This window comes from Nostoc sp. (assembly GCF_036917655.1).
In the GTDB taxonomy this organism is placed as follows: Bacteria; Cyanobacteriota; Cyanobacteriia; order Cyanobacteriales; family Nostocaceae; genus Nostoc.
Genome location: NZ_JBALCY010000002.1, coordinates 154,166 through 176,124 on the forward strand (window position 1 = coordinate 154,166; position 21,959 = coordinate 176,124).

General features: G+C 43.4%; 20 protein-coding genes, 1 tRNA gene and 2 pseudogenes. 10 read left to right on the forward strand and 13 right to left on the reverse strand.

Translation table 11 applies throughout. The annotated features are described in order from the left end of the window. Nucleotides 1-37: 37 nt before the first annotated feature. The 4 genes from V7K30_RS01405 to murA all read right to left on the reverse strand — a co-directional run bounded on the left by V7K30_RS01405 (nt 38) and on the right by murA (nt 4,772). Nucleotides 38-1,180: an alpha-hydroxy acid oxidase gene (locus V7K30_RS01405; RefSeq protein WP_334996386.1), complete on the reverse strand. Its 1,143-nt coding sequence runs from the start codon at nt 1,178-1,180 to the stop codon at nt 38-40. 97 nt (nt 1,181-1,277) lie between these two features. After that, a complete protein-coding gene (locus V7K30_RS01410) occupies nt 1,278-2,198 on the reverse strand; it encodes a hypothetical protein (protein ID WP_334996440.1) in 921 nt (306 codons plus the stop codon). A gap of 159 nt (nt 2,199-2,357) precedes the next feature. Beyond that, a complete protein-coding gene (locus tag V7K30_RS01415; RefSeq protein WP_334996388.1) occupies nt 2,358-3,236 on the reverse strand; it encodes a M48 family metallopeptidase in 879 nt (292 codons plus the stop codon). Between the two features lie 168 nt (nt 3,237-3,404). Further along, nucleotides 3,405-4,772: a UDP-N-acetylglucosamine 1-carboxyvinyltransferase gene (murA, locus tag V7K30_RS01420; RefSeq protein ID WP_334996442.1), complete on the reverse strand. Its 1,368-nt coding sequence runs from the start codon at nt 4,770-4,772 to the stop codon at nt 3,405-3,407. 407 nt (nt 4,773-5,179) lie between these two features. Between murA and V7K30_RS01425 the strand changes: the two genes are divergently transcribed. Continuing rightward, nucleotides 5,180-5,261, forward strand: a tRNA-Leu gene (locus V7K30_RS01425). A 75-nt stretch (nt 5,262-5,336) separates the two neighbouring features. Then, on the forward strand, nt 5,337-6,119 hold the full coding sequence (locus tag V7K30_RS01430; protein WP_334996390.1) for a TrmH family RNA methyltransferase: 783 nt from the start codon (nt 5,337-5,339) through the stop codon (nt 6,117-6,119). 78 nt (nt 6,120-6,197) lie between these two features. On the opposite strand, the gene V7K30_RS01435 is transcribed toward V7K30_RS01430, so the two are convergent. Next, nucleotides 6,198-6,458 carry a hypothetical protein gene (locus V7K30_RS01435; RefSeq protein WP_334996392.1) on the reverse strand — a complete coding sequence of 87 codons (261 nt, stop codon included), beginning with the start codon at nt 6,456-6,458 and terminating at the stop codon, nt 6,198-6,200. Nucleotides 6,459-6,797: 339 nt separating this feature from the next. On the opposite strand from V7K30_RS01435, the gene V7K30_RS01440 reads away from it, so the two are divergent. Next, complete coding sequence (locus V7K30_RS01440; protein WP_334996394.1) at nt 6,798-7,478, forward strand: glutathione S-transferase family protein; 681 nt, start codon at nt 6,798-6,800, stop codon at nt 7,476-7,478. A gap of 85 nt (nt 7,479-7,563) precedes the next feature. Beyond that, nucleotides 7,564-8,415, forward strand: a pseudogene (locus V7K30_RS01445) (CmcJ/NvfI family oxidoreductase). A gap of 148 nt (nt 8,416-8,563) precedes the next feature. On the opposite strand, the gene V7K30_RS01450 reads toward V7K30_RS01445, so the two are convergent. From V7K30_RS01450 to V7K30_RS01460, 3 genes are all read right to left on the reverse strand, one after another. Then, on the reverse strand, nt 8,564-9,553 hold the full coding sequence (locus V7K30_RS01450) for a tryptophanase (RefSeq protein WP_334996444.1): 990 nt from the start codon (nt 9,551-9,553) through the stop codon (nt 8,564-8,566). Beyond that, nucleotides 9,538-9,969 carry a beta-eliminating lyase-related protein gene (locus V7K30_RS01455; protein ID WP_334996396.1) on the reverse strand — a complete coding sequence of 144 codons (432 nt, stop codon included), beginning with the start codon at nt 9,967-9,969 and terminating at the stop codon, nt 9,538-9,540. Before V7K30_RS01455 ends, V7K30_RS01450 begins: the two co-directional genes overlap by 16 nt. Nucleotides 9,970-10,061: 92 nt before the next feature. After that, nucleotides 10,062-10,301 carry a hypothetical protein gene (locus V7K30_RS01460; protein WP_334996398.1) on the reverse strand — a complete coding sequence of 80 codons (240 nt, stop codon included), beginning with the start codon at nt 10,299-10,301 and terminating at the stop codon, nt 10,062-10,064. 815 nt (nt 10,302-11,116) lie between these two features. Here V7K30_RS01460 and V7K30_RS01465 point away from each other — a divergent pair. After that, nucleotides 11,117-11,638, forward strand: a complete 522-nt coding sequence (locus V7K30_RS01465; RefSeq protein WP_334996400.1) for an NUDIX hydrolase — start codon at nt 11,117-11,119, stop codon at nt 11,636-11,638. On the opposite strand, the gene V7K30_RS01470 is transcribed toward V7K30_RS01465, so the two are convergent. Next, nucleotides 11,624-12,247 (reverse strand): Uma2 family endonuclease, encoded by a 624-nt coding sequence (locus tag V7K30_RS01470; RefSeq protein ID WP_334996402.1) that lies wholly within the window; start codon nt 12,245-12,247, stop codon nt 11,624-11,626. The genes V7K30_RS01465 and V7K30_RS01470 overlap by 15 nt on opposite strands. A gap of 80 nt (nt 12,248-12,327) precedes the next feature. Continuing rightward, on the reverse strand, nt 12,328-13,440 hold the full coding sequence (aroB, locus tag V7K30_RS01475) for a 3-dehydroquinate synthase (protein ID WP_334996404.1): 1,113 nt from the start codon (nt 13,438-13,440) through the stop codon (nt 12,328-12,330). A gap of 215 nt (nt 13,441-13,655) precedes the next feature. Between aroB and petL the strand changes: the two genes are divergently transcribed. Next, nucleotides 13,656-13,751 carry a cytochrome b6-f complex subunit PetL gene (petL, locus tag V7K30_RS01480; protein ID WP_298908792.1) on the forward strand — a complete coding sequence of 32 codons (96 nt, stop codon included), beginning with the start codon at nt 13,656-13,658 and terminating at the stop codon, nt 13,749-13,751. 108 nt (nt 13,752-13,859) lie between these two features. On the opposite strand, the gene bioB is transcribed toward petL, so the two are convergent. After that, nucleotides 13,860-14,867: a biotin synthase BioB gene (gene bioB, locus V7K30_RS01485; protein ID WP_334996406.1), complete on the reverse strand. Its 1,008-nt coding sequence runs from the start codon at nt 14,865-14,867 to the stop codon at nt 13,860-13,862. A 297-nt stretch (nt 14,868-15,164) separates the two neighbouring features. Here bioB and V7K30_RS01490 point away from each other — a divergent pair, with 297 nt between their 5' ends. Both V7K30_RS01490 and V7K30_RS01495 read left to right on the forward strand, forming a co-directional pair. Next, entirely contained in the window at nt 15,165-15,740 is a 576-nt protein-coding gene (locus V7K30_RS01490; protein ID WP_334996408.1) for a GNAT family N-acetyltransferase, read from the forward strand. 410 nt (nt 15,741-16,150) lie between these two features. Beyond that, a complete protein-coding gene (locus tag V7K30_RS01495) occupies nt 16,151-16,606 on the forward strand; it encodes a hypothetical protein (RefSeq protein ID WP_334996410.1) in 456 nt (151 codons plus the stop codon). Between the two features lie 25 nt (nt 16,607-16,631). Here V7K30_RS01495 and V7K30_RS01500 read toward each other — a convergent pair whose 3' ends face one another. Further along, entirely contained in the window at nt 16,632-17,309 is a 678-nt protein-coding gene (locus V7K30_RS01500) for an SMI1/KNR4 family protein (protein WP_334996412.1), read from the reverse strand. 122 nt (nt 17,310-17,431) lie between these two features. Here V7K30_RS01500 and V7K30_RS01505 point away from each other — a divergent pair, with 122 nt between their 5' ends. Both V7K30_RS01505 and V7K30_RS01510 read left to right on the forward strand, forming a co-directional pair. Continuing rightward, the gene (locus tag V7K30_RS01505) at nt 17,432-18,889 is read left to right on the forward strand and encodes a protein adenylyltransferase SelO (protein WP_334996414.1); all 1,458 of its coding nucleotides are present in this window, start codon (nt 17,432-17,434) and stop codon (nt 18,887-18,889) included. 749 nt (nt 18,890-19,638) lie between these two features. Next, nucleotides 19,639-21,660 carry a S9 family peptidase gene (locus tag V7K30_RS01510; protein ID WP_334996416.1) on the forward strand — a complete coding sequence of 674 codons (2,022 nt, stop codon included), beginning with the start codon at nt 19,639-19,641 and terminating at the stop codon, nt 21,658-21,660. A 97-nt stretch (nt 21,661-21,757) separates the two neighbouring features. On the opposite strand, the pseudogene V7K30_RS01515 reads toward V7K30_RS01510, so the two are convergent. Beyond that, nucleotides 21,758-21,886 (reverse strand): annotated as a pseudogene (locus tag V7K30_RS01515) (zinc ribbon domain-containing protein); the annotation flags it as partial. Nucleotides 21,887-21,959 lie beyond the last annotated feature (73 nt).

Consider the following 21,959-nt stretch of genomic DNA (forward strand, 5'->3'; position numbering starts at 1 on the left):
TTCTCGAATAATATGCCCAACTTATTAAATATAAAGCTTAAAGGCGTGGCAGGGTCAATAAACTAGGGTCAATATCCTGTAGTTTTGCACAGCCGCTAAGTGCCATTCCCACATTTAACTCATCTTGTAGGAGTGAGATTACATGAGAAACACCGATTTCTCCTGCTACTGCTAGTCCCCACAAAATAGGTCGTCCGATTAGTACCGCTTTTGCTCCTAATGCCAGAGCTTTGAGAATGTCTGTGCCCCTGCGAATGCCTCCATCCAACAGTATTTCTACTTTACCATCGACTGCTGCTACTATTTCAACTAGGGCATCTAAAGAAGCGATCGCACCATCGAGTTGTCTGCCACCATGATTGGAAACAACAATTGCTTTGGCTCCATATTCTACAGCCCGGGCAGCATCATCTCCCCGTAAAATTCCTTTGATGACTAAAGGTAGTGGAGACAAAGATTGCAACCATTCCAAATCGTGCCAAGTTACTGCTGGGTTTAGCTGTTGGGCAAAATAGGTAAATAATCCAGATTCGCCTTTTTCATGGGAAATATCTAGCCCTGAGATGGTGGTGAGATTAGCGAGATGTAAGTCTAAGGGTAAGGCAAACTCGTTACGTCTATCTCTCTCCCTCTGTCCGAGAACAGGTGCATCTACAGTCAGACAAAGGGCTTTGTAGCCTGCTTTATAGGCTTTTTCTACCAAAGCACGAGTTAATCCCCGATCTTTATGGATGTAAAGCTGGAACCATTGCAGAGAATCGGGAAATTTATCACATGCAGTCGCAACTTCTTCAATGCTCTTTGTGGCCATTGTACTTAACACCATGCCCACACCAGCTGATGCCGCAGCTCGAGCCGTGGCAACTTCTCCGTCTGGATGGGCTAGACATTGAAAAGCCATCGGCGCAATTAACAAAGGTAGTTGCAGGGGTTGTCCTAAAATGGAGGTACTTAGATTGCGTAGGCGTAGCCCGTCGTAGACAGCGCTAACATCGACTAATATCCGAGGTCGCAGCTTGACTCGCTCAAAGGCAGCACGATTATCCCGCAATGTGATTTCATCCCAAGCACCACTGCTATAATAATCGAGCGTCATTTGAGACAGATGCTCTTTTGCTAGCTTTTCGTACTCAAAGAGATTTATGGGTTGAAAGCGATCGTCGTTGGTTACAACTGTCATGGTAGCGGCTGTGGGTTAACCAATGGGATGTTTTTTAATGCGATTGTCCGATTTAACAAGTTTAAGTAATCATTGATTTCTTAGTAACTGAGTTATTTTAAAAGAACCTATCTAATAATTCTTCCCTGGATAGTTGCACTAATAAAGGAGTAAATTCCTCTGGAGATAATGCCAATAAGGCTTCAGTAATTACTCTTAGTTCTGCATCTAAAGAACCAAAGCGAACTCGCAACAAATTTTCTATAACATTACGACGTTCTGCTTGAATTCCTTCTTGGACTCCTTCTTGGATTCCTTCTTGGATTCCTTCTTGTTTCACTTCTGCTAATTTTTGCTCGTAAATAGGTGATAAGCGCATAATTAAATCTCTATCCTCCTCGTCTATATTTTGATTGAATTCTAAGGTAATCTTTAAATTCAATAATAAATCAATTGCTTTGGAACGTAAGGGATTATTTTGGGGAAGTGCTTCTAGTTCGTCTATTGCTTGTTGCTGGACTCTTCCCTTACCTAAAATTCTCAACCATAGTGTCTCTTCTGTACGAGCTAATTGGTGAATCACCACAATTGCTGTTCTCAAATAATCCCCTAAAAAATATACTCCTATTCCCCAATTTTCTTCATCTAGGTTAGTTTTAAAACCATCCAGTATCGATTCAGAAGCTGTGGGTGACAAAATCCACAAACGTGGTAATTCTGATTCTGCAAGCCGATTTTTATCACCTTTAGCTTGACGTTTTACTTCAGCAAAGATATCAAACAACTTATTCATGCAACTGCGGATCTCCGCAATTGTAGCCGCATTTCTAAATGGTTCAACTAATGCAGGTTCTGCCGCAAATTTTCCCAACAGCCCTAATTCTATTGTATTCTTTGTGGATTGGAGTGGAGGTACAAAATAAACATCAATCTCTCGGATTTGGGCTGGAACTTTCCGACTTGTTTCCACTTCCCCCAATGGCTGTAACAATTCTTTAAGATAGTCTTTGGCGAACTGGTCGTAAGGGAACCTGGTCATTAGCTGATTTTTAGGCTGTAGCAGTATTTTTACATCACGGTGCAATCGCCCATAGCTTGGCTCAACTACTCTAATAAGCGCGATCGCATAAGCTAATCCTCTGGAGTATTGTAAGCTAAAACACATCTAAATTTGCATAATCAAATTTCATTAGTGGCTCTACCAGTTTCGCCATCCGCCTTTGGGTGCAACTTCATTGCTTGTAGACTTCAGTCCATGACTTTGGATTAAAGATTGATATTCTGTGCTGCTTGACCAACGGTCAATTTCTCGGGCCCGCAGCACTGGTACTGGATGGGTTAATTGGGCTGTACGGGCAGTTTTGACCATTTCACCGAGTTCAGTCTTACTAATATCATCGTAAGCGCGGGCTTGGGCAACAAAGGCATCGAGATTCAGTTGTGGCGCTAAGGTGGGGGAACCACCCGCCAACTTCATCAACACTGACATGACAACTTTGGGGTCTTGGGTTGCTAGTAATGCGGCGCGATCGCAGGTAAACTCAGCACAGCGGACCCATTCTAAAAGCTGTGCCTGTATCGCTTGAGCAACGAAGGTTCCGACATTGGGCACAATTGCCGCAGCTAATATTAATAAATTTACAGGAGTCAAGTAAACGCTATGGTCACACTTGAGATGCCCCAACTCGTGGGCAATTACTGCCTGTATTTCCTCTGGAGTGAGGATATCAATCAGAGATGTGTGGAGCACAACAAACGGCTGCTTACCCCGCACAGCAAAAGTATAGGCGTTGGGAGCCGGATGTTGCCGGACGTACAACTGGGGAGGATCTATATCCAGGATTTTACAGGCGTCTAACAACAGCTTGTATAAATCGGGTAGTTGCTTTTCACCTACCAGAACACTGGAGGCAATATTTTCGACATAGAAAACCTGTTCTGCCATTGGCCCGAGCCAATTTCGTACCAACATATCTATGCCCGGTATCTGCTTGAGCGCTCTGGTAGCTTCCAGGTCTAATGGATGACGAAATGAGTCAGCTTTTAAACCAATCAGCGGGGTTTTGATGAAGGACATAGTGCAGCAAGCTATAAAAAAACATAACTATGGAATTTGGCTGGTTAAATAAACAGCCTCCCACAGTTAGTATAACGATTTAAGTAGGGTGGGCAGGGGGAGCAGAGGAAGAAAATTTTACCTTGTCTCCCTCATTTCCCTTGTTCTTGCATCAGTAGCCGATCAATTTCAACTTGACAGGCTACTGATGCTGGAAGCGATTTCTGCATCTGCTGATGTTTCGCCCACGCGCAGGATTTTAGCTCCCAATTGCTGCAATTTCACATCGAGTCGATCATAGCCGCGATCGAGGTGCTGTAATCCCTGAATTGTGGTTTGTCCTTCTGCCGCCAGTCCTGCGATGACTAGCGCTGCCGATGCTCGTAAGTCTGTGCCTAATACTGGTGCGCCAGACAATTTCGGTACTCCCCGAACGAAAGCAGCGTTGCCTTTGACACGAATGTCTGCCCCCAAGCGATTCAACTCTGAGGCATGACGCAAGCGATTTTCAAAGACAGATTCGTTAATCACGCTGTCGCCTTCGGCCAATGTCAACAAAGCCATGAACGGCGCTTGCATATCTGTGGGAAAACCTGGATGGTATTGAGTTTCAATATCCGTTGCCTTGAGGGTTTCCGCTGGCAGGATGCGTAAGTGTTCAGGCTTTTCTTCAATTATTGTCACCCCAATATCCCGCAGCTTGGCAATCACTGGTACAAGATGTTCTGGAGCCACCGGCGAGAGGATAAGTTCTGAGCGGGTAATTGCTGCTGCCAGTAAAAATGTCCCGGCCTCAATGCGATCGGGAATAATGCTGTAGTCAACAGAATGCAACTTGGGGACTCCTTCAACAATAATCCTACTAGTCCCCGCCCCCTTGATCTTGGCTCCCATAGCGTTACAGAAGTTAGCTAAATCAACTACTTCCGGTTCTCTGGCAGCATTTTCGATGACCGTTTCACCCTCTGCCAGGGTAGCCGCCATCATCAAGTTTTCTGTCGCTCCAACGCTGGCGATATCTAAGTAAATCTTCGCACCTTTTAATCTCCGGCTGCTGCCAGGGACGTAGGCATTACAAATGCCATGCTCAATCTGCACCTCAGCTCCCATTGCTTGCAGTCCTCGGACATGCAAGTCAACTGGTCTTGCTCCAATAGCACAACCGCCTGGTAAGGGCATCTGTGCTACTCCCAATCTTGCCAGAATGGCACCAATGGCGAAAAAACTCGCTCTCAGCTGGGTAACTAGTTCGTAGGGAGCTTTTGATGTTTTAATTTCGTTGGCGTTGATGTCTAAAACATCACCTTGTCGTGTTAAGCGTACACCCAAAGCCAATAATACCTGACCCATCCGCTCTACGTCCGCTAATAAGGGGACATTGCGGATACGACAATCGCCCGGACACAGCAAGGCTCCAGCCATGATTACCAGTGCTGAATTTTTTGCCCCGCTAATTTTCACATGACCTCGCAAAGGATGCCCACCCCAAATTTGCAAGACTGAGGAGTCTGCTTCTGGAGCAATTTTGGCATCTGGTAAGCTGGTAGAAGGATTAATAAGCCTACCTCCAAAAGTAATACGTATTTTATATGTTTGAAGTTGGTTTTGATTCTACAGTAAAGATTCAAATTGTCCACATTTTAGGGCAACATCTTGGATGAAAAAAGTGTTTTTTTGGGGAAAATGAGGGCTGAAAAGAATTAATAGCAGGCTTTTTGAGCTTTTTAAAAATTTTACAAAAAATAACGAATAAGTAGTAATTTTATGCAAAATTAAATACTCAGTAAAATAACTTAAGTGTTCTCTAAAAATCTCTGCTGTACTGTTCAGTTAATATTTTGATTCAACCTATCCTCTGAAAAACTCGTTTTCAGTTTGAGACTTTTAACGAGGCGTTATGTTTTTACTTGACAAAGGTAAAAAATTACGCAATAATAGGAAATTGTCGATAAGTACAAGTGCCAGCGGAACTGGCGGAATTGGCAGACGCGCTAGATTCAGGTTCTAGTGCCGCAAGGCTTCCGGGTTCAAGTCCCGGGTTCCGCATAATAATTTTGGATTTTAGATTGCCGATTTTAGATTAATCGAAAATCCAAAATCCAAAATCCAAAATCTAAAATCGTGTTGACCAGTTTACAAAATTCCCTAGTCAAGCAAATTCGCAAACTCCACTCCACCAAGGAGCGGCACAAGCAGCAGTTATTTTTGTTGGAAGGGACGCACCTGCTAGAGGAAGCTTGTGCGGTGAATTACCCACTAGAAACAGTGTGTTGTACCCCAGGATGGCAAGCAGCCCACTCCTCACTCTGGTCAGAAGCTTGTAATAAAAGCGATCGCTCCGAAATTGTGAGCGAGGAAGTATTAAATGCGATCGCTACTACAGTCCAACCGGATGGTGTGGTGGCAACCGCAAAACGAAGCGAAGGCCAAACTCAACTACCATTTACTGGTTTAGTGCTAGCTTTAGAAACGGTGCAAGATCCGGGAAACCTGGGTACGATGATCCGCACTGCCGCCGCCGTTGGAGCATCGGGGTTGTGGGTAAGTGGAGATAGTGTAGATTTAGACAGCCCTAAAGTTCTCCGTGCTTCAGCAGGGCAATGGTTTCGCCTAGCGACGGCCGTAACCGAAGATTTAAAAGCAACAGTTCAACAAAGTCAGCAGGCAGGAATGCAGGTAGTGGCAACCTTACCCAGTGCGACTTTAACTTATTGGGACGTGGACTGGCGTAAACCCAGTCTGATTTTACTGGGAAATGAAGGGGCTGGATTATCGGCAGATTTAGCAGCGATCGCAGACAAGCAAGTAAGAATTCCTTTGAGTCCTGGGGTGGAATCATTGAATGTGGCGATCGCAGCTGCTTTAATGTTGTACGAAGCTCAGCGGCAAATGAGTCAAGAGTAGAGACGCGATTAATCGCGTCTGTGCAGGAGTTAATCGCGTCTGTGCAGGAGTTAATCGCGTCTGTGCAGGAGTTAAAACTCATGACTTTTCTTTAGTTTTTGTTTTTTCTTCGAGATATTGTTCAATATCAGCAACTGCATCCTCAAGAGCCGCTAAATCAATATTTATCAAGTCTTGATCAAGTTCGACTTCACTGAGACTACTAGTATCCAGTTGTGGGAGTTGTGGGATTTCTTCTTCCTCAGCTAAACTTTCTTGTAAAATATCCTCCAACTGATCGAGGGATTGTTGAAACACTTGATCAGCGGCGCGGCGCTGTTGTGGCTGAATTGGCTCCATAATATTGACTTGAAAATCCTGATTTACTGACCTAATTTTGATTGCAGTTCTTACAGATTTAAATTTTGCACTTATAACATCATAGTTGTGTGCTGTATCAACTTTAGCAGTGGTTATCAAGAATATCGATACTTGGCTTTGGTCACTTTTGTCAAACCATCTCCAATTGTTAGGACTTGTATTTTTGTAAAGACTATGAAATATTTCCGAGATATCATACGCTAATTCGACTGAGAAACCGTAGTATATTATCCAGTATGTGATAGCACTCTTGTGTCTCAACTAGGCAATGTCTAGCGATACTGCGCGTCTACGCAATATTTACAAGGAAAGTATTCTATGAGCACCGTACAACTTTACTTTGCCAAAGCCTCCACCTTTTCCCAAAGAACCCGTGTGGTTTTACTGGAAAAAGGAATTGACTTTACCCCCACTGAGATTGATTTACAAAACAAACCAGATGGGTACACACAGATTTCGCGCTACGGCAAAGTCCCTGCCATCAAACATGGGGATATCGAAATTTATGAGTCTGCCATCATCAACGAATATCTCGATGAAGTCTTCCCAGAACCACCTTTATTACCTCACGATCCAGGTGCTAAAGCGATCGCTCGGATCTGGATCGACTATGCCAACACTCGCTTTGTACCCGCCTTTAACAAATTTCTGCGTGGTAAAGATGCTCAAGAACAGGGACAGGGACAAAGAGAGTTTTTGGAATCGCTGTTGTACATTGAGCAAGAAGGACTAGGTAAGCTGTCTGGTAATGGCCCTTACTGGCTAGGGGACAAGCTGAGTTTAGTCGATATCAGCTTCTATCCTTGGTTTGAACGCTTGCCTCTTTTGGAACACTTCCGCAATTTCAGCTTACCAACAGAAACCCCTCGCTTGCAGAAATGGTGGGATACTGTGCGCGATCGCGAGTCAATTCGGGCTGTGGAAAATCCTGCAAGCTTCTACTTAGAACGATTTGCCAAAATTCTTGGTGCGCCTACTGCCGTTGCTTCTCAAAAGTAGGGCAAGAAATAGGGAATAGGTTACAGGGTAAAGGTTACAGTCCCTATCACCAAAACATTGTAGAATTCACTGGGAGATTTAACCCATGAGCTTAAACAGTCAATTGTTCAAGGAACTACCGCACGTTGAGGGAGAACTCCATTACCTCACTCCGACAGCAGAAAAACCTGTCAACTACACCTACGAACCACCGCCAGGGATTCCACAACGAAGCGGGAAGTATGAGGTACATACACTCCCTATTTATAATGCTCGGACGATCGCAGAAGATGTGTCCTTGGAGCAACAGGGATTCGCCTTGGCCGAACACCACAGCACTGTTAAAGACTTTTATGATCAGAATGAGGTACGCCGTGTTTACTACCCTGAAGCCGAGCAATTCCTCAAGGATTTGACAGGTGCCCAAAGGGTGATAGTGTTCGATCACAACCTCCGTAATGCCGAACGGGCGAAGCAGGGCGAGCAAGGCATAAAGACACCAGTAAGGGGTGTACACAACGACTTCACTGCTAAGTCTGGCTATAGTCGCGCCCGTACCGTGCTAGAAACACTCGGTACTGAAGACGCAGATGAGCTTTTGCGGCATAGATTCAGTGTAGTCAACCTCTGGCGACCGATCGCAGGGCCAGTGCAGGAGTCTCCATTAGCGGTGTGTGACGCCCAAAGTATTGCAGCAACAGACCTTGTGGCTACCGACCTTGTATATCGCGATCGCGTCGGCGAAACCTAGGCAGTCACGTATAACCCGAAACATCGGTGGTTCTACTTTCCGCAAATGCAACGCAAGGAGGCATTGCTCATAAAATGTTTTGACTCAGCACAGGAAGGTTTGGCGCGGTTCGCCGCCCACACCGCATTCGATGGCCCCACAAGCCAACCGGATGCCCCGCCACGCGAGAGTATCGAGTTGCGGACGTTGGTTTTCTATGCCGCATAAGACAATAGGCAGGGGAGCAGGGGGCAGGGGGCAGAGGAGTGGAGTTCAAAGACTCATTCACGAGTATCAAAGACTCGTCAGCGAGTATCAAGGACTCATTCACGAGTATCAAAGACTCGTCCCCTATTCCCCAGTCCCCAATCCCCCTTTACAGCAATTCAAATCTTGCTTGAAAGAAGCGGAGATACTTCGGCTCATAAATCATTTTGAGTCCGCGTAGGCGATCGCGATTATAATAAACCTCTTCAACTGCTTCAGCAGTCAGATCCATGTGAGCCTGGGTGTAAACGCGGCGTGGAATAGTCAAACGCACTAGTTCTAACTCTGGATAATAATTATCGCCTGTTTCTTTGCTGCGCCCTGCGGAAACGATCCCCCGTTCCATTGCCCGAATGCCGGCCTCTAGATACAGTTCTGCTGCTAGACGTTGTGCCGGAAATTGGTCTTGGGGGATTTGTGATAAAAAGCGTTTGGCATCTAAATAAATAGCATGACCGCCAATAGGTACAACAATTGGAACACCCCAATCTAAAAGCTTTTGTCCGAGATACTCAACTTGCCCGACACGGGCACGAATATGATCATCTTTAACTGACTCTTCTATACCCCGTGCCATAGCTTCTATATCCCGGCCAGCCATACCGCCGTAAGTATGTAGACCCTCATAGATTACTATCAGGTTACGTGCTTCTTCGTAAAGGTCATAGTCATTTAGAGCCAGCCAACCGCCAATGTTAACTAGTGCATCCTTCTTGCCACTCATGGTGCAACCGTCGGTATAGGAGCAAAATTCATGTAAGATGGTTGCGATCGCCTGGTTGGAATAATCCTCCTCTCGCTGCTGGATAAAGTAAGCGTTTTCCACAGCGCGGGTGGCATCAAGAATAATGCGGATACCGTAGGTTTGGGCTAACTGATGTACCGCCCGCAGGTTAGCCATTGAAATCGGCTGTCCGCCAGCCATATTCACGGTTCCGGCGGCGCTGATATAGGGAATACGTTCTGCCCCAACTCGCTCGATTAGGTCTGTGAGCTTTTGCAAGTCTACATTACCCTTAAATGGATGCAGTAATTGGGCATCGTGGGCTTCATCAATAATTACATCTACAAAGGTGCCGCCAGCTAACTCCTGATGCAGCCTGGTTGTGGTGAAATACTGATTAAACCAGGTATGTAGTCACCTGGTTTAATCAGTATTTGAGAAAGAATGTTTTCCGCACCACGCCCTTGATGAGTGGGTACAATATGGCGATAGCCGTAATACTTTTGGATACTTGCTTCTAAATTGTAGAAATTTTTGCTGCCGGCGTAAGCTTCATCACCTAGCATCATCCCTGCCCACTGATAATCACTCATCGCTGAGGTGCCGCTATCAGTTAGCAAATCAATGTAGACATCTTCAGAACGTAATAGAAAAGTATTGTAACCGGCTTGGGCGATCGCCTGTTCGCGTTCAGCGCGAGTAGTGATTTTTAATGGCTCAACCACCTTGATCTTATATGGCTCTGCCCAAGAGCGACGGCGGCGTGGGGAAGTTTGCTTTGCATCAGTCATAGATTCATTGCTCCTTCATGCAGGTAAGCCGAATATTTGCATACCATTTTGGTTGCTAATAGTTGCTGTTGCCAAGACCGTCATAACTAGTTTTAGCGCTCTTTAGAAGCACACCACTGAGCTATTGCTTCAATTCGTGCTTGCTGCATCAATTCCAAAACTTGCGATTGATTACAACCATAGGTAGATGCTAATAATTCCTCGCCTTGTTTTTTTGCCTCGTCGGCAGATACACCAAAGGTGATGATTTCTTCGTCTTGGTTAGCTGTAATTTTCTCAACTGGAATAGTACAGATATATTGCGGTTCATTATGTCTTATTTGTTGCACCATTATTTACCTACCAATCTCACCTATTTTCAAGTCTATAGAAATCACAAGTGAAAGTGAAACAGAGTCACTATTTACGTAGTTTGTGATTTGAAAAACACTAACTTTTATCGGTGGTTAACACAACATTAAGAATTCTCTCAAAATCGCCAAATTTGGGAGTGTAAACAGTTACGTATGGGAAAATCAAGTTAAGCATCAACAAATATCTTTTTGTAAATTTTTGTTTGTTTTTTAGATCAGTAATGCGTTGAGACGTATGCATTCGCGTAGGCGTAGCCCGTCGGAGACATCGCTGTATGGGTTAATTTAAATCTCTGTTGGTTACTCTCTGGGAATCAGCAAATCAAGACTGATACCCCCAAAGATGAACTTTTTTTTACTCAATGCAGGCTTAATGCATTGAGTCAGTACAAGTTTCATAAAAATTGGAGGTTATAAAATGGCAATTCGGAATAATTTAGTCAGCAATTTCTGGCAAAGAGTACAAAAAGATTCAGTTAGTTGGGGATCGTTAGCTCTTTGGATCAGTGCATTAGTTGTTCTATTAGTAATGCTTACAATGTTTTCTAACGCTTAATTTCAGCAAGGTTATTCTAGTTCCTGAGCAGCAGCTTAGGAACTAACATAGGGTAGACTCCCATCCCTAGAAAACTCAAATTATGAACTGCAAACTTCTGGTAACAGTCGTATAGGACTACTATTTGATTTTTGAAAAGATACGTAGGGTGTGTTAGCGACAGCGTAACGCACCAAATCCTTACGAATGGTGCGTTACGGATTTCATCCTAATGTATTAAGTAGCAGGAATTAAGGTAATGAGTGAGAGCGATCGCAGAAAGACTGTCATCCAAACAGGTCAAAAAGTCAATTTTGTAGATATTGGCAGTTCATTTTTGCCTGCCTTTGAAAAGATAACGAGTGTTCTAGTCGTACCTTTTACCAAGGATGGTTTAATTGTATGCGCTCTCCTTGCCCGTGGTATTGACCTTCCTGGGGGACATGTACAGATAGGCGAATTTACTTGTGAGGAAACTGCAAGACGAGAGGTTATGGAGGAGGTAAGAGTAACTCTGGGAGAATTAAAACTTGTGAAAGTCATCCAGTCTGATTATTACGGTAGTCAACCTGAGCAACTTACATACCTTGTGGTCATGACTGGATTTGTTGAGGAAATAATCCCTAATGATGTCTACGATGGTCTAAGCTTACGCACACATGAAAGTATGGGAAGAAGCATTATAGATATTGATGAATTTGTTTCTCAATATAAAGCAGGCGATAAAAATAATATGCGTCGAATTGTGCTAGATGCAAAAAGGATGCTATCCGGCATCTAATGGTATTTTCGCCTTTTGAAACACCTGATCAACAGTAAATTCCAGTCCCTCGAATAGGGAATCTGTGAGTAATTCTTCTCCCATATAAGTTTGTGGTGCTGCATCTGGATAAAAAACAGTAATACTTCTGGCTTTACTATCTAATACCCACACCCGCAGTACTTTAGCATCCAAATAGTCTTTAGCTTTAGCTGTCATTTGTCCTGGTGAGAGAGTCGCAGTCTTGGCGGTTTCCGCCGATTGCGAACTCTCGATCCCGAAGGGCGAAATAATTTCAATCACCAAATCGGGAGGAACAGAACATACTCCTTCTTGATCCCAGTCAGGGGGTAAACGTTTATTAGAAATATATAAAATATCCGGTATTGGTACCCAATCTCGCCCTCGACGGGTTAATGCAACAGCTAATTCTGGGTAAACTTCTTCTTTTCCCTCACAGCATTGCTCAATCAAATTGAGAAGTGCGCGAGTAAGTTTAGAGTGGAATTTTTTTGGTGATATTTTAGGAATTGCTTGACCATCAACAAGTTCATAAGTTATGTCTCCTTCGCCTGGCGGAAGATTTAGGAACTCTTGCAAAGTTAATTGATTTTTGGCTTGGAGTATCATGGCTCAATAATTCGTAATTCGTAATTGAAAAACAGAGCAACTAATTTCAATTCTGACTCCTGAATTCTTCTTGAAATTGTTTACATTCCCCGCAATACTTGCCGAATAATATCCGATGGCACTTCATCGGTAACTGTCACTACACCAATCTTCGTTGGTAAAACAAACCGCACTTTCCCAGCTTTGACTTTCTTATCTAACTGCAACGCCTGAATAATTGCTTCAATATCCACCCCAGATGGTAACTGAGTCGGTAAACCCGTTTTTTGAATTAAAGCATTTTGACGTTCCGTGTCTTCCTTTTGCCACAGTCCTAATTCCACAGCAATTTGTCCCGCTGCTACCATGCCAATGGCCACCGCTTCACCGTGATTTACTAAACGATAACCAGTCAAACTTTCCACTGCATGACCGATAGTATGTCCATAGTTGAGAATCGCCCGTAATCCGCCTTCTTTTTCATCTTTGCTAACAACGTCAGCTTTAGCTTGACAAGAGCGCGTTAATATGGTGTTTATTAACTCAGGTTTTACGTAGCGGAGTTGGTCGAGGCGTTTACTTGCTTCCAACTGGGCAAACAATTCGGCATCCCAAATCACACCATACTTAATAACTTCTGCCATTCCTGCGCGAAACTCGCGCATAGGAAGAGTTTTCAACACATTTGGGTCAATCAAAACCAAGCGCGGTTGATGGAATGCCCCAATCAAGTTTTTTCCGTGGGGATGATTCACGCCAGTTTTGCCACCAATTGCCGAATCCACCATCGCCAAGAGAGTGGTAGGTACTTGGACAACATTAATGCCGCGCAGCCAAGTTGCGGCAGCAAAGCCAGTCATATCGCCAATCACGCCTCCGCCCAAAGCCACCATAGTAGAAGAACGTTCTAGGCGATTTTCCAAGGCAATATCGTAAAGTTTTTGGATGGAATTGAGGGTTTTGTAGCGTTCCCCAGGTGGTAAGGTGCAGCTAGCAACTTCAAATCCAGCAGATATCAGGGATGCGATCGCTCTTTCCCCAAAATGTTTTAAAATCGTCGGATTAGAAACCAGCAGTACCTTCTTGCCTAGCTTGAGACTGGCCATCTGTTGACCCAGTTGATCTAAACTCGAAGGTGCGTTAGCGTAGCTTACCGCAGGTATCACAATCTCATAAGACTGCTCTGGTAAATTTACATTAATTACAGAAGTCATTGCCCAACCCCAAACAAGCGCCCGTGGGCTGTATTGTATCGCAATCTGGGGACTGGGGACTGGGGACTGGGAAGTGGGGACTGGGGAGTGGGGAGTGGGGACTGAGGACTGGGGAAGAGTTTTCCAATGTCCAATGCCCAATGCTCAATGCCCAATGCCCAATGCCCAACAACTAATGATTCAATAGATTTAGGAAGTATTGTGGAGAAAAATAAATGTTTGCAATTGCAGCTTACATCGGCTTTTTAGCTTTGTTCTTTGGTTTGGCTGTTGCTCTGTTCTTCGGTCTGCGGACTGCCAAAATAATTTAACCAAGACTCTTGTGGGGCGGGCAGCGTTCCACTGAGCGCTCACGCGGAAGTCTTGCCTGCCTTCAGTTTAATAAGGACGGGCGAGACGCCCATCCCACAAGAAGATATTTATCCCACAACAGCTGGACTTGCCACCTTCTCCTGTCTTTGAGAAGGCGGACGCATTCCTAAACCAAGTAAATTCAGCATTTCTCGGTCAGTATCGTAATCTGGACAGGGAGTTGTCACTGTCAACATCTTGTTGTCGTCACTAGAAAAGATAGAATTAGCTCCTGCCATAAAGCAGAAAGCTTGTTCTACTTGAGAAAGTCTAGCCCTACCGGCACTAAGACGTACATCGGAAGCTGGCATTAAAATTCTGGCTGTGGCAATCATCCGCACAATATCCCAAATGGGGACATCAGGCTGATTTTCTAAGGGTGTGCCCGGTACTTGGGAGAGAATATTAATTGGCACGGATTCTGGATGCGGATGTAAGTTTGCCAAAGTTTGTAACATACCAACCCGGTCATCAGCAGTTTCGCCCAAGCCCAGGATACCGCCGGAACATACAGTCACATTTGTCTGACGGACATTCTCAATTGTGTTCAAGCGATCGCTATATGTCCTCGTGGTAATAATTGTGCTGTAATATTCCTGCGAGGTGTCTAAGTTATGGTTGTAGGCGTAAAGTCCCGCTTCTTCCAATTTCCTAGCCTGATTTGCTGTCAACATACCCAAAGTGCAGCACACTTCTAAACCCATTGCGGTTACATCCTTGACCATTTCCAGGACTTCCTCAAATTGTGAGTTATCCCGCACTTCGCGCCAAGCAGCACCCATGCAGATGCGACTAACACCAGTTTCTTTCGCTTTCTGGGCGATGCTAATTACCGTTTCCTTTTCTAGGAGTGCTTGCGCTTTTACCTCTGTTTTATAGCGAGAAGATTGGGCACAGTAGCTACAATCTTCTGGACAACCTCCCGTTTTAATCGATATAAGCTTACAAACTTGTATTTTTGTTGGGTCATGATATTGGCGATGCACGCTAGCAGCTTGATAAACAAGCTCTAGCAATGGCGCATTGTATATCGCCCGAATCTCTAATTCCTGCCAATCGTAGCGTATTCCCACCACATCACTATCCTTCTTGTAGACTGGGTTGAATCTTGAGCTGTCTTTTGGTTGAATCTCCTGCGGTACAGCGTTTGGGCAAAGCGATTTTATCGAAGTTATGCCGCGCACTGTGCTTTATCACCCATTAGCTCTCAATCCTTCCGCTCTAGATATTAGACATCAGCTTATCAAGATTTTGGTTGAATGGCAGATTCACAGCAAAAATACTCACTTCACTGCTCCTAAACCGCAGGTATGAGAGAATTTACAAAATTAGCGAGAATGTTCTTGGAAGAGATCCCGTCGATTAAGTAATTTATGATATCAGAACTGCCACTAATTACAAGCGATCGCCTATTATTACGAGCAGCGATCCATGAAGATATACCCCAAATTCTCAAATACTTTACTGATAATAAAACTTATCTCACACCATTCTACCCACTTTGGGCTGATGGTTTTTTCACTGAAGAATATTGGCTGTATCAGATAGAAAATAGTTTTCTGGAATTTCTCAATGGCCAATCGTTAAAACTATTTATTTTTACCAAAAAAAATCCAAATGTAATTATTGGAACGGTCAATTTCAGTAATTTTGTCCGAGGAGCCGCTCATTTTTGCTATGTGGGATACAGCCTTGCTGAAAATAAACAAAGTAAAGGATATATGACAGAAGGGCTAAAAGCCGCAACTCAATATCTATTTCAAGAGTTAAATTTTCACCGAGTCATGGCTAATTATATGCCTCACAATCGGCGCAGTGGCAATGTCCTCAAAAGGCTCGGTTTTGTCATTGAAGGATATGCTAGAGATTATTTGTTAATTAATGGGCAATGGGAAGATCATATTCTGACAAGTCTTACAAATTTTCATTGGCAAGCACCAAAGTTTTAGCCAGCTATTTTCTCCTAAAATAAATCCACCTATCTTTCTTTGTAAGTGCAGATATTAGAGCTTTATGCAAACATAAACTGTCATTTCAAATAATTCTCTAGAACTTTTGCAATAACTTAAAATGCTCATCTAGCAATCATATCTGATTTGTGAAAATTCGCCGTGTCCAGATCCGCGACTTTTCTAACAATTCGGGGATCTGGGTATTATGTTTATTTATACACAGCTAATTAACAAATTTGAGACATCGAGTTAGCAGCATTTAGAAATTCATGTTAAATCCATAATAAATACACAGCAACTCCACAAGCAAATGCAATAGTAATATTTGTTCACTACCCGGCTCAGTTATCAAGGTTCACTTTAGCCGATGTGTCCAATTTTATTAAATGATTGAGGAGTTTTTCAAAATGTCCATTAATTCTATAAAGCGTTTATCTGTCTTTTCTACTATTTTCGCTTTTGCTACCATCTTACACGGAGTTGTCTTGGCAACACCAGTTCCAAATTCCCCCACTACACCAGCTTTAAAAACTCAGACTAGTGCTGCATCACACCAGCCAATCAAACTCACAAATCAACAGCGTCTACAAATCCAAGTGGCTCGCCAGGAAAGAGATAAGGATATTGAGGCTCTATTAAACCCGTCCCAAGATACTAAATTTAAAGCAGCACTGCAATCTCGTCAGAGAATCAGAATAGTGTTAAAATCTTTGGATCTGAATCAAGATCAACAGAAACAGGTTCAATCAATTTTGCAAACTTATAACCTGCAAGTGAAAAAAATTCTATCTTCACAGGCATCACAACCAACATCAAACTCAGTAGGAATTACTTCACCAACATCACAACCAGCTACAAAGTAAAAAACTCAGTTTTATTTAATTAAGGTTAAGTTTCCGAAGACTGGCGGATTTGCTCCAAACTTCGGTTGAGCCAGTCTTCATACCAATCAGAAAAACTCAAAGGCTGTTCCTCATCGCTATCTGGATGAAAATCATCAGGGTTAATGTCATGGAAAGCATGACAAAAAGTCAAAGAAGCAGGATATATCCCATTATCATTAGTCCGGTCATCTATCCAGATTTTTCCGGACTGCTCCCCAGTAATAATTAACATGCCATAAATTCCACAACCATAATTTGTAATGGTGAGAGTACCGTGGATAAACTTATCATTGAAGTAGGGATCATTGTTGGTAACAAAACCCAGATTATTTTTGACAATCAAATCCAAATCATTCCATGCTTCTGTTAAAGGAAATGGTTTAGATAGAATTTCGTAGTTCTCTTGGTATAGTTTCTCTGGGATGACATCTTCATATTCAATTCCCGATAGTCCAGATAAGCCGTATCCTGGCCCTGCACCACCATTACCAATTTCTAACAGAAAGTTTTGATATTCACTTGGTAGCGTAATATTGTATCTGGATTCAAACACTTGAATATCTTTGTTACTCAAGCAAGGTTTAAATTGATATTGGTGTGATTCTGAACCAAAAACCTCAAATGTAGCGTCTAAAAGAGCTAATTGAGTCAACTTTTTATTGAATTGCAAAAATTTATCCATTATGCGCTCTAGATTTTGATGGTGGCGCTGCCATATTTTAGATATGGGTCGCTTTTTGCGTCTATGCTGATGCTGAAGCCAGAGGTAGTATTAAGGGAAGAATGAATTAAGCTTTGCTCGTAATGACTCTGGCTGAAACTCCAAACTACAAGAATTCTAGCAATCCTTTTCTCTCCCTCAACTACGACAACGCCTTAGAATCTCTAGGCGGTGACTACTACGATGAGGTTGCAGCGGCGGAATTTCCTCAACACATCCTGCGTTGGCGTAACGATGAACTATTACCCCGTTTCGGTCTAGACCCCCAAGTAGTCAAAGACGAAGATTTCATCACAGCCTTTGGCAAATTTCAGGGGCGCAAACCCTTGTTAGCACTTCGTTACCACGGCTATCAATTTGGTGAATATAACGGACAGTTGGGTGATGGTAGAGGCTTTCTCTACGGGCAAGTCCGCGCCAATGATGGCGAATTGTACGATTTTGGTACGAAAGGTTCTGGGAGAACGCCCTACTCCCGTGGTGGCGATGGTATGCTCACGCTCAAAGGTGGAATGCGGGAAGTTCTGGCTGCGGAAGCACTGCACTACTTGGGTGTACGTACTTCGCGCTGTCTGACCATGATTGAAACAGGTTTACCCCTCTGGCGGGGCGATGAACCTTCGCCTACCCGTTCATCTGTGATGGTCAGGATGAGCAGTTCTCATATTCGGTTTGGCACTTTTGAGCGACTGCACTATTTCCAACGTCCAGATTTAACTAAGAAGCTGTTAGACCACGTAATTGAGCAGTATTATCGACACTTAAGTACTGAACAAGATAAATATGCCTTGTTTTACGCCGAATTAGTTAAACGGGTTGCAGAACTAGTGGCGCAGTGGATGGCGGCTGGCTTTTGTCATGGAGTCCTGAATACTGACAATATGTCGATTACCGGAGAAAGTTTTGATTATGGCCCTTACGCGTTTATCCCTAGTTATAATCCCTACTTTATAGCGGCATATTTTGACTATTCTGGACGCTACTGTTACGGTAATCAACCAAGTATTTGCCAGCTGAATCTACAAATCCTCCAAGAAGCTTTAAAGGCGATTATTGATAAAGGTGAAATGGAAGCTGGATTAGCTAGGTTTGGTGAATATTATGAAGCTGAATACAGTTCTTTGATGTTGAAAAAGTTAGGTTTTGTGGAGTTAGTACATCCACAAGCTCAAGAACTCTTGAATCTAACGATTGAATTTTTGAAAGAGAGCCAAGTTGGTTATCACCAATTCTTTTATGAGATGGCTCGTACTTTTTCATCTAAATGGCGAGATGAACCAGGTTTTGTGATGAATAGTTCAGATATTGTACCAGTACCGGGTGCGTCAGCAATTTTTGATGATTGGTGCATATTGTACCATAGAATCTTGAATGGTTTTGATAGCCATCGCATCGATGTAATTGCCCAAACTCTAACTGTTCATAATCCGCAAACGGCATTATTAAGACCTGTGATTGAATCTATTTGGGAAGTCATTGCTCAGGAAGATAATTGGCAAGCTTTTTATGAGTTAATCAAGGTAATTCAGTCCAGGAGATAGTTACTATGGGGCAAGGCTTGTAACGAAAATCATTTTTTTCCCTTGCCCCTCTCCTTTCTTGTCAATATAGCAATAAGCAAACTGATTTCCTGATCACTCTTATAATTCAACGTGAGTTCGATGAACCTCTCCCTCCCAACCTCCCTCTGCGAAACGGAAAGGGAGGAGCAATGAAAAATTAGGCTTTTGGCTCCCCTTTCCGCGTCGGAGAGAGGCTGGGGGAGAGGTCAAAAAAGATTTGTCGAACTCACGTTAATTCAATACCCTTCAGTTAGCGTCAAAAATCGTCAAGCTAAATAATGCTACTTATATTTTGGGATAATTAATAGTTAATAATGATATAGCGGTTCTCAGTTGAGTGAGGTACAAGAACCCCACCCCCAACCCCCTCCCCGCACGCGAGGAGCTTGCTCTGACGTAGCTTGTATGATTAGGAAACGCTATAACGAGCTTGTAAAACATTGAATTTCATTATCTTTTACAAGATAATGAAATTCAATGTTTTTGTGTTAAACGGCGAGAGCAAGTATTAGAATCTAAGTACTTTTAAGGATAATTTGTTTATCATTTTCCACCCAAAGTTTTAAGTCTTCTAAAAATTCAGGTTGAAATACTGTTTTTCTTTGCTTTAGAGTTGCTGGAATTTATTCTTTTGATTGGTTTTGGAGGTTCAAAGTCTGTACAGTTTGATGCTTTGATCGTAACATAACAGAAATTGATCAAGTAAAATCCTACTTTTTACAACAAAAATGAAAAGGTTCAGGGAACTGGCATTAGCTTGTGGTGCGATCGCTGCTTTGATCAGTATGAGTTTGATCAGTATGAGTTTGAGCAATATGAGTCTCAACGTTCAGGCAACGTCCAAGCGGCTGATTACCCTAGATGATCTGTCTGCTGTTCACCAAGTTAGCAAACCGCAAATTTCTCGTGATGGAGCCTGGATAGCCTATACAGTGAATAGTACCGATATCAAGAATGATTCTGTCAACAACCAGATTTATCTGACTTCGTGGGATGGCTCCCGCACCCGAAAATTAACTAACAGCAAAGATAGCGAAAGTTCCCCTCGTTTCAGTCCCGATGGAAAGTACCTGACCTTTCTCTCCAGTCGTCAGTCTGAGAGTGAAGGCAATCAAATTTGGCTGCTGAACCTTGCCGATGGAGAAACACAAAAGATTTCAGACTTTCCAAGAGGCGTTTCTGATTTCGTTTGGTCGCCCGACGGCAAACGACTAGCTGTAATCGCCGAAGATCCACCCCAAAAAACTCACAACGAACAAAAGACCGCACAGCCAATTGTCATTGATCGCTTTAAAGGATATCTCGAAAAAAGTCGGCAACATCTCTACCTGTTTGACTTAGCAACTCACAAAGCAGATATTCTCACACCAGGAGAGTTTAATGAATATTTGCCCGAATGGTCTCCAGATGGGAACAACATTGCTTTTGTCAGCAAGCGTGGTGTTGATTTTCATCGCCATAACAATTGGGATGTCTATACTATCGTTGCCCAACCAGGAGCAAAAGTACGTCAAATAACTACCAATGAAAGTCCCAATTGCGATCCCTCCTGGGATAGCCGACCTGTTTGGAGTCCAGATGGCAAGTTAATAGCTTACCTGCAAGGAGGATCTCAAAAGCTACTTGAGTACGCCGTTTACCATCTTGCCGTTATTCCAACGGAAGGAGGTACTCCACGTCTATTAACAGCAAATCTTGATCGCAATGTTGTTAAGCCACGCTTTACATCTGATGGCAAATCAATTCTGTTTTTGCTGGAAGACGATGGTAATGTTCACCTCGCAAAAGTACCAGTAGCAGGCGGCAAGATAGAGCGATTGCTAGCTGGACGTAGAAATATCAGCGCCTTTGACTTCGGGGGTGACGATAGGATTGCCTTGTTATCCTCAATGCCACAGGAACCGAGTGAGGTTTTCACCCTCAAAGGCACTCAACTGCGTTCAATATCACACCAAAACCAGGAATTGCTTGTCCAACTTGTATTAGCAACGACGGAAGAAATTAGTTTCAAGAGTAAAGATGGCACCCAAATCCACGGTTTCTTAGTCAAACCACCAAATTTTCAACCAGGAAAGAAATACCCAACACTCGTTCAGCTTCATGGTGGCCCAGTCGGGCAGTACACAAACCAGTTTATGTTTGACTGGCAGCTGTTTGCAGCTCACGGCTATGTTGTCGTTGCAGTTAATCCACGGGGTAGTTCGGGACGGGGTGAAGCGTTCTCAAAGGCTATTTATGCTGACTGGGGAAATAAAGATGTCGAAGATGTCCTTGCTGCTGTTGACTACGTTGAGGCACAAGGGATAGCCGATCCATCTCTGTTAGGAATCGGTGGATGGAGCTACGGTGGTATCTTAACAAACTATACTATCGCCCAAGATACCCGTTTCAAAGCTGCGGTAAGTGGAGCTAGTATTTCCAATTTTTTGGCAGGATACGGTACTAATGAGTTTTATGACTACGAGCAGGAACTGGGAGTACCGTGGAAAAACCTCAATACTTGGCTACGAGTTTCCTTTCCGTTCCTGCACGCCGACCGAATTGTCACGCCAACACTATTTTTGAGTGGCGAGCAAGATACTGTTATTCCGTTGCAGAACTCCGAGCAGATGTATGATGCACTCAAAAGTTTAGGGGTTGATACTCAGTTGATTATTTATCCTGAGCAATCCCACGGTATTAACAAGCCGAGTTACCAGCGCGATCGCTTACAACGCTATCTTACTTGGTATGGCAAGCATGGGTTGTGAGTATCAACACTGCTATATAAAACCTAGACAAAACTAGACTTTACTTCTTACTTCACAGGGGGCATGGGAGCGGTTAACCCTCAGTAAGCTTTCACGGTCAAGCCAACCGCGATAAATTAATCGATGCGTTCAAATCCCTATCCATAGAATGACCACAACCATTGCAGTTGTAAGTCCTTTCACGCAAGGGCATATCCTGAACGTTGCCACATTTTTGACAAGTCTTGCTCGATGGATACTATCTGTCACCAATGAAAATTTGGCAACCAAACTTTTTTGACTTGTACTCAAGCTGGCGT

What these genes read in the sequence shown, in the direction of transcription:
- V7K30_RS01505 (WP_334996414.1), top strand. Translation starts at nt 17,432, where the DNA reads ATGACTCTGGCTGAAACTCCAAACTACAAGAATTCTAGCAATCCTTTT.
- V7K30_RS01415 (WP_334996388.1), bottom strand. Translation starts at nt 3,236, where the DNA reads ATGTCCTTCATCAAAACCCCGCTGATTGGTTTAAAAGCTGACTCATTT.
- V7K30_RS01470 (WP_334996402.1), bottom strand. Translation starts at nt 12,247, where the DNA reads ATGATACTCCAAGCCAAAAATCAATTAACTTTGCAAGAGTTCCTAAAT.
- petL (WP_298908792.1), top strand. Translation starts at nt 13,656, where the DNA reads ATGTTTGCAATTGCAGCTTACATCGGCTTTTTAGCTTTGTTCTTTGGT.
- V7K30_RS01510 (WP_334996416.1), top strand. Translation starts at nt 19,639, where the DNA reads ATGAAAAGGTTCAGGGAACTGGCATTAGCTTGTGGTGCGATCGCTGCT.
- V7K30_RS01435 (WP_334996392.1), bottom strand. Translation starts at nt 6,458, where the DNA reads ATGGAGCCAATTCAGCCACAACAGCGCCGCGCCGCTGATCAAGTGTTT.
- V7K30_RS01495 (WP_334996410.1), top strand. Translation starts at nt 16,151, where the DNA reads ATGTCCATTAATTCTATAAAGCGTTTATCTGTCTTTTCTACTATTTTC.
- V7K30_RS01455 (WP_334996396.1), bottom strand. Translation starts at nt 9,969, where the DNA reads ATGACTGATGCAAAGCAAACTTCCCCACGCCGCCGTCGCTCTTGGGCA.
- V7K30_RS01490 (WP_334996408.1), top strand. Translation starts at nt 15,165, where the DNA reads ATGATATCAGAACTGCCACTAATTACAAGCGATCGCCTATTATTACGA.
- V7K30_RS01440 (WP_334996394.1), top strand. Translation starts at nt 6,798, where the DNA reads ATGAGCACCGTACAACTTTACTTTGCCAAAGCCTCCACCTTTTCCCAA.
- V7K30_RS01405 (WP_334996386.1), bottom strand. Translation starts at nt 1,180, where the DNA reads ATGACAGTTGTAACCAACGACGATCGCTTTCAACCCATAAATCTCTTT.
- aroB (WP_334996404.1), bottom strand. Translation starts at nt 13,440, where the DNA reads ATGACTTCTGTAATTAATGTAAATTTACCAGAGCAGTCTTATGAGATT.
- V7K30_RS01410 (WP_334996440.1), bottom strand. Translation starts at nt 2,198, where the DNA reads ATGACCAGGTTCCCTTACGACCAGTTCGCCAAAGACTATCTTAAAGAA.
- V7K30_RS01500 (WP_334996412.1), bottom strand. Translation starts at nt 17,309, where the DNA reads ATGGATAAATTTTTGCAATTCAATAAAAAGTTGACTCAATTAGCTCTT.
- V7K30_RS01460 (WP_334996398.1), bottom strand. Translation starts at nt 10,301, where the DNA reads ATGGTGCAACAAATAAGACATAATGAACCGCAATATATCTGTACTATT.
- V7K30_RS01465 (WP_334996400.1), top strand. Translation starts at nt 11,117, where the DNA reads ATGAGTGAGAGCGATCGCAGAAAGACTGTCATCCAAACAGGTCAAAAA.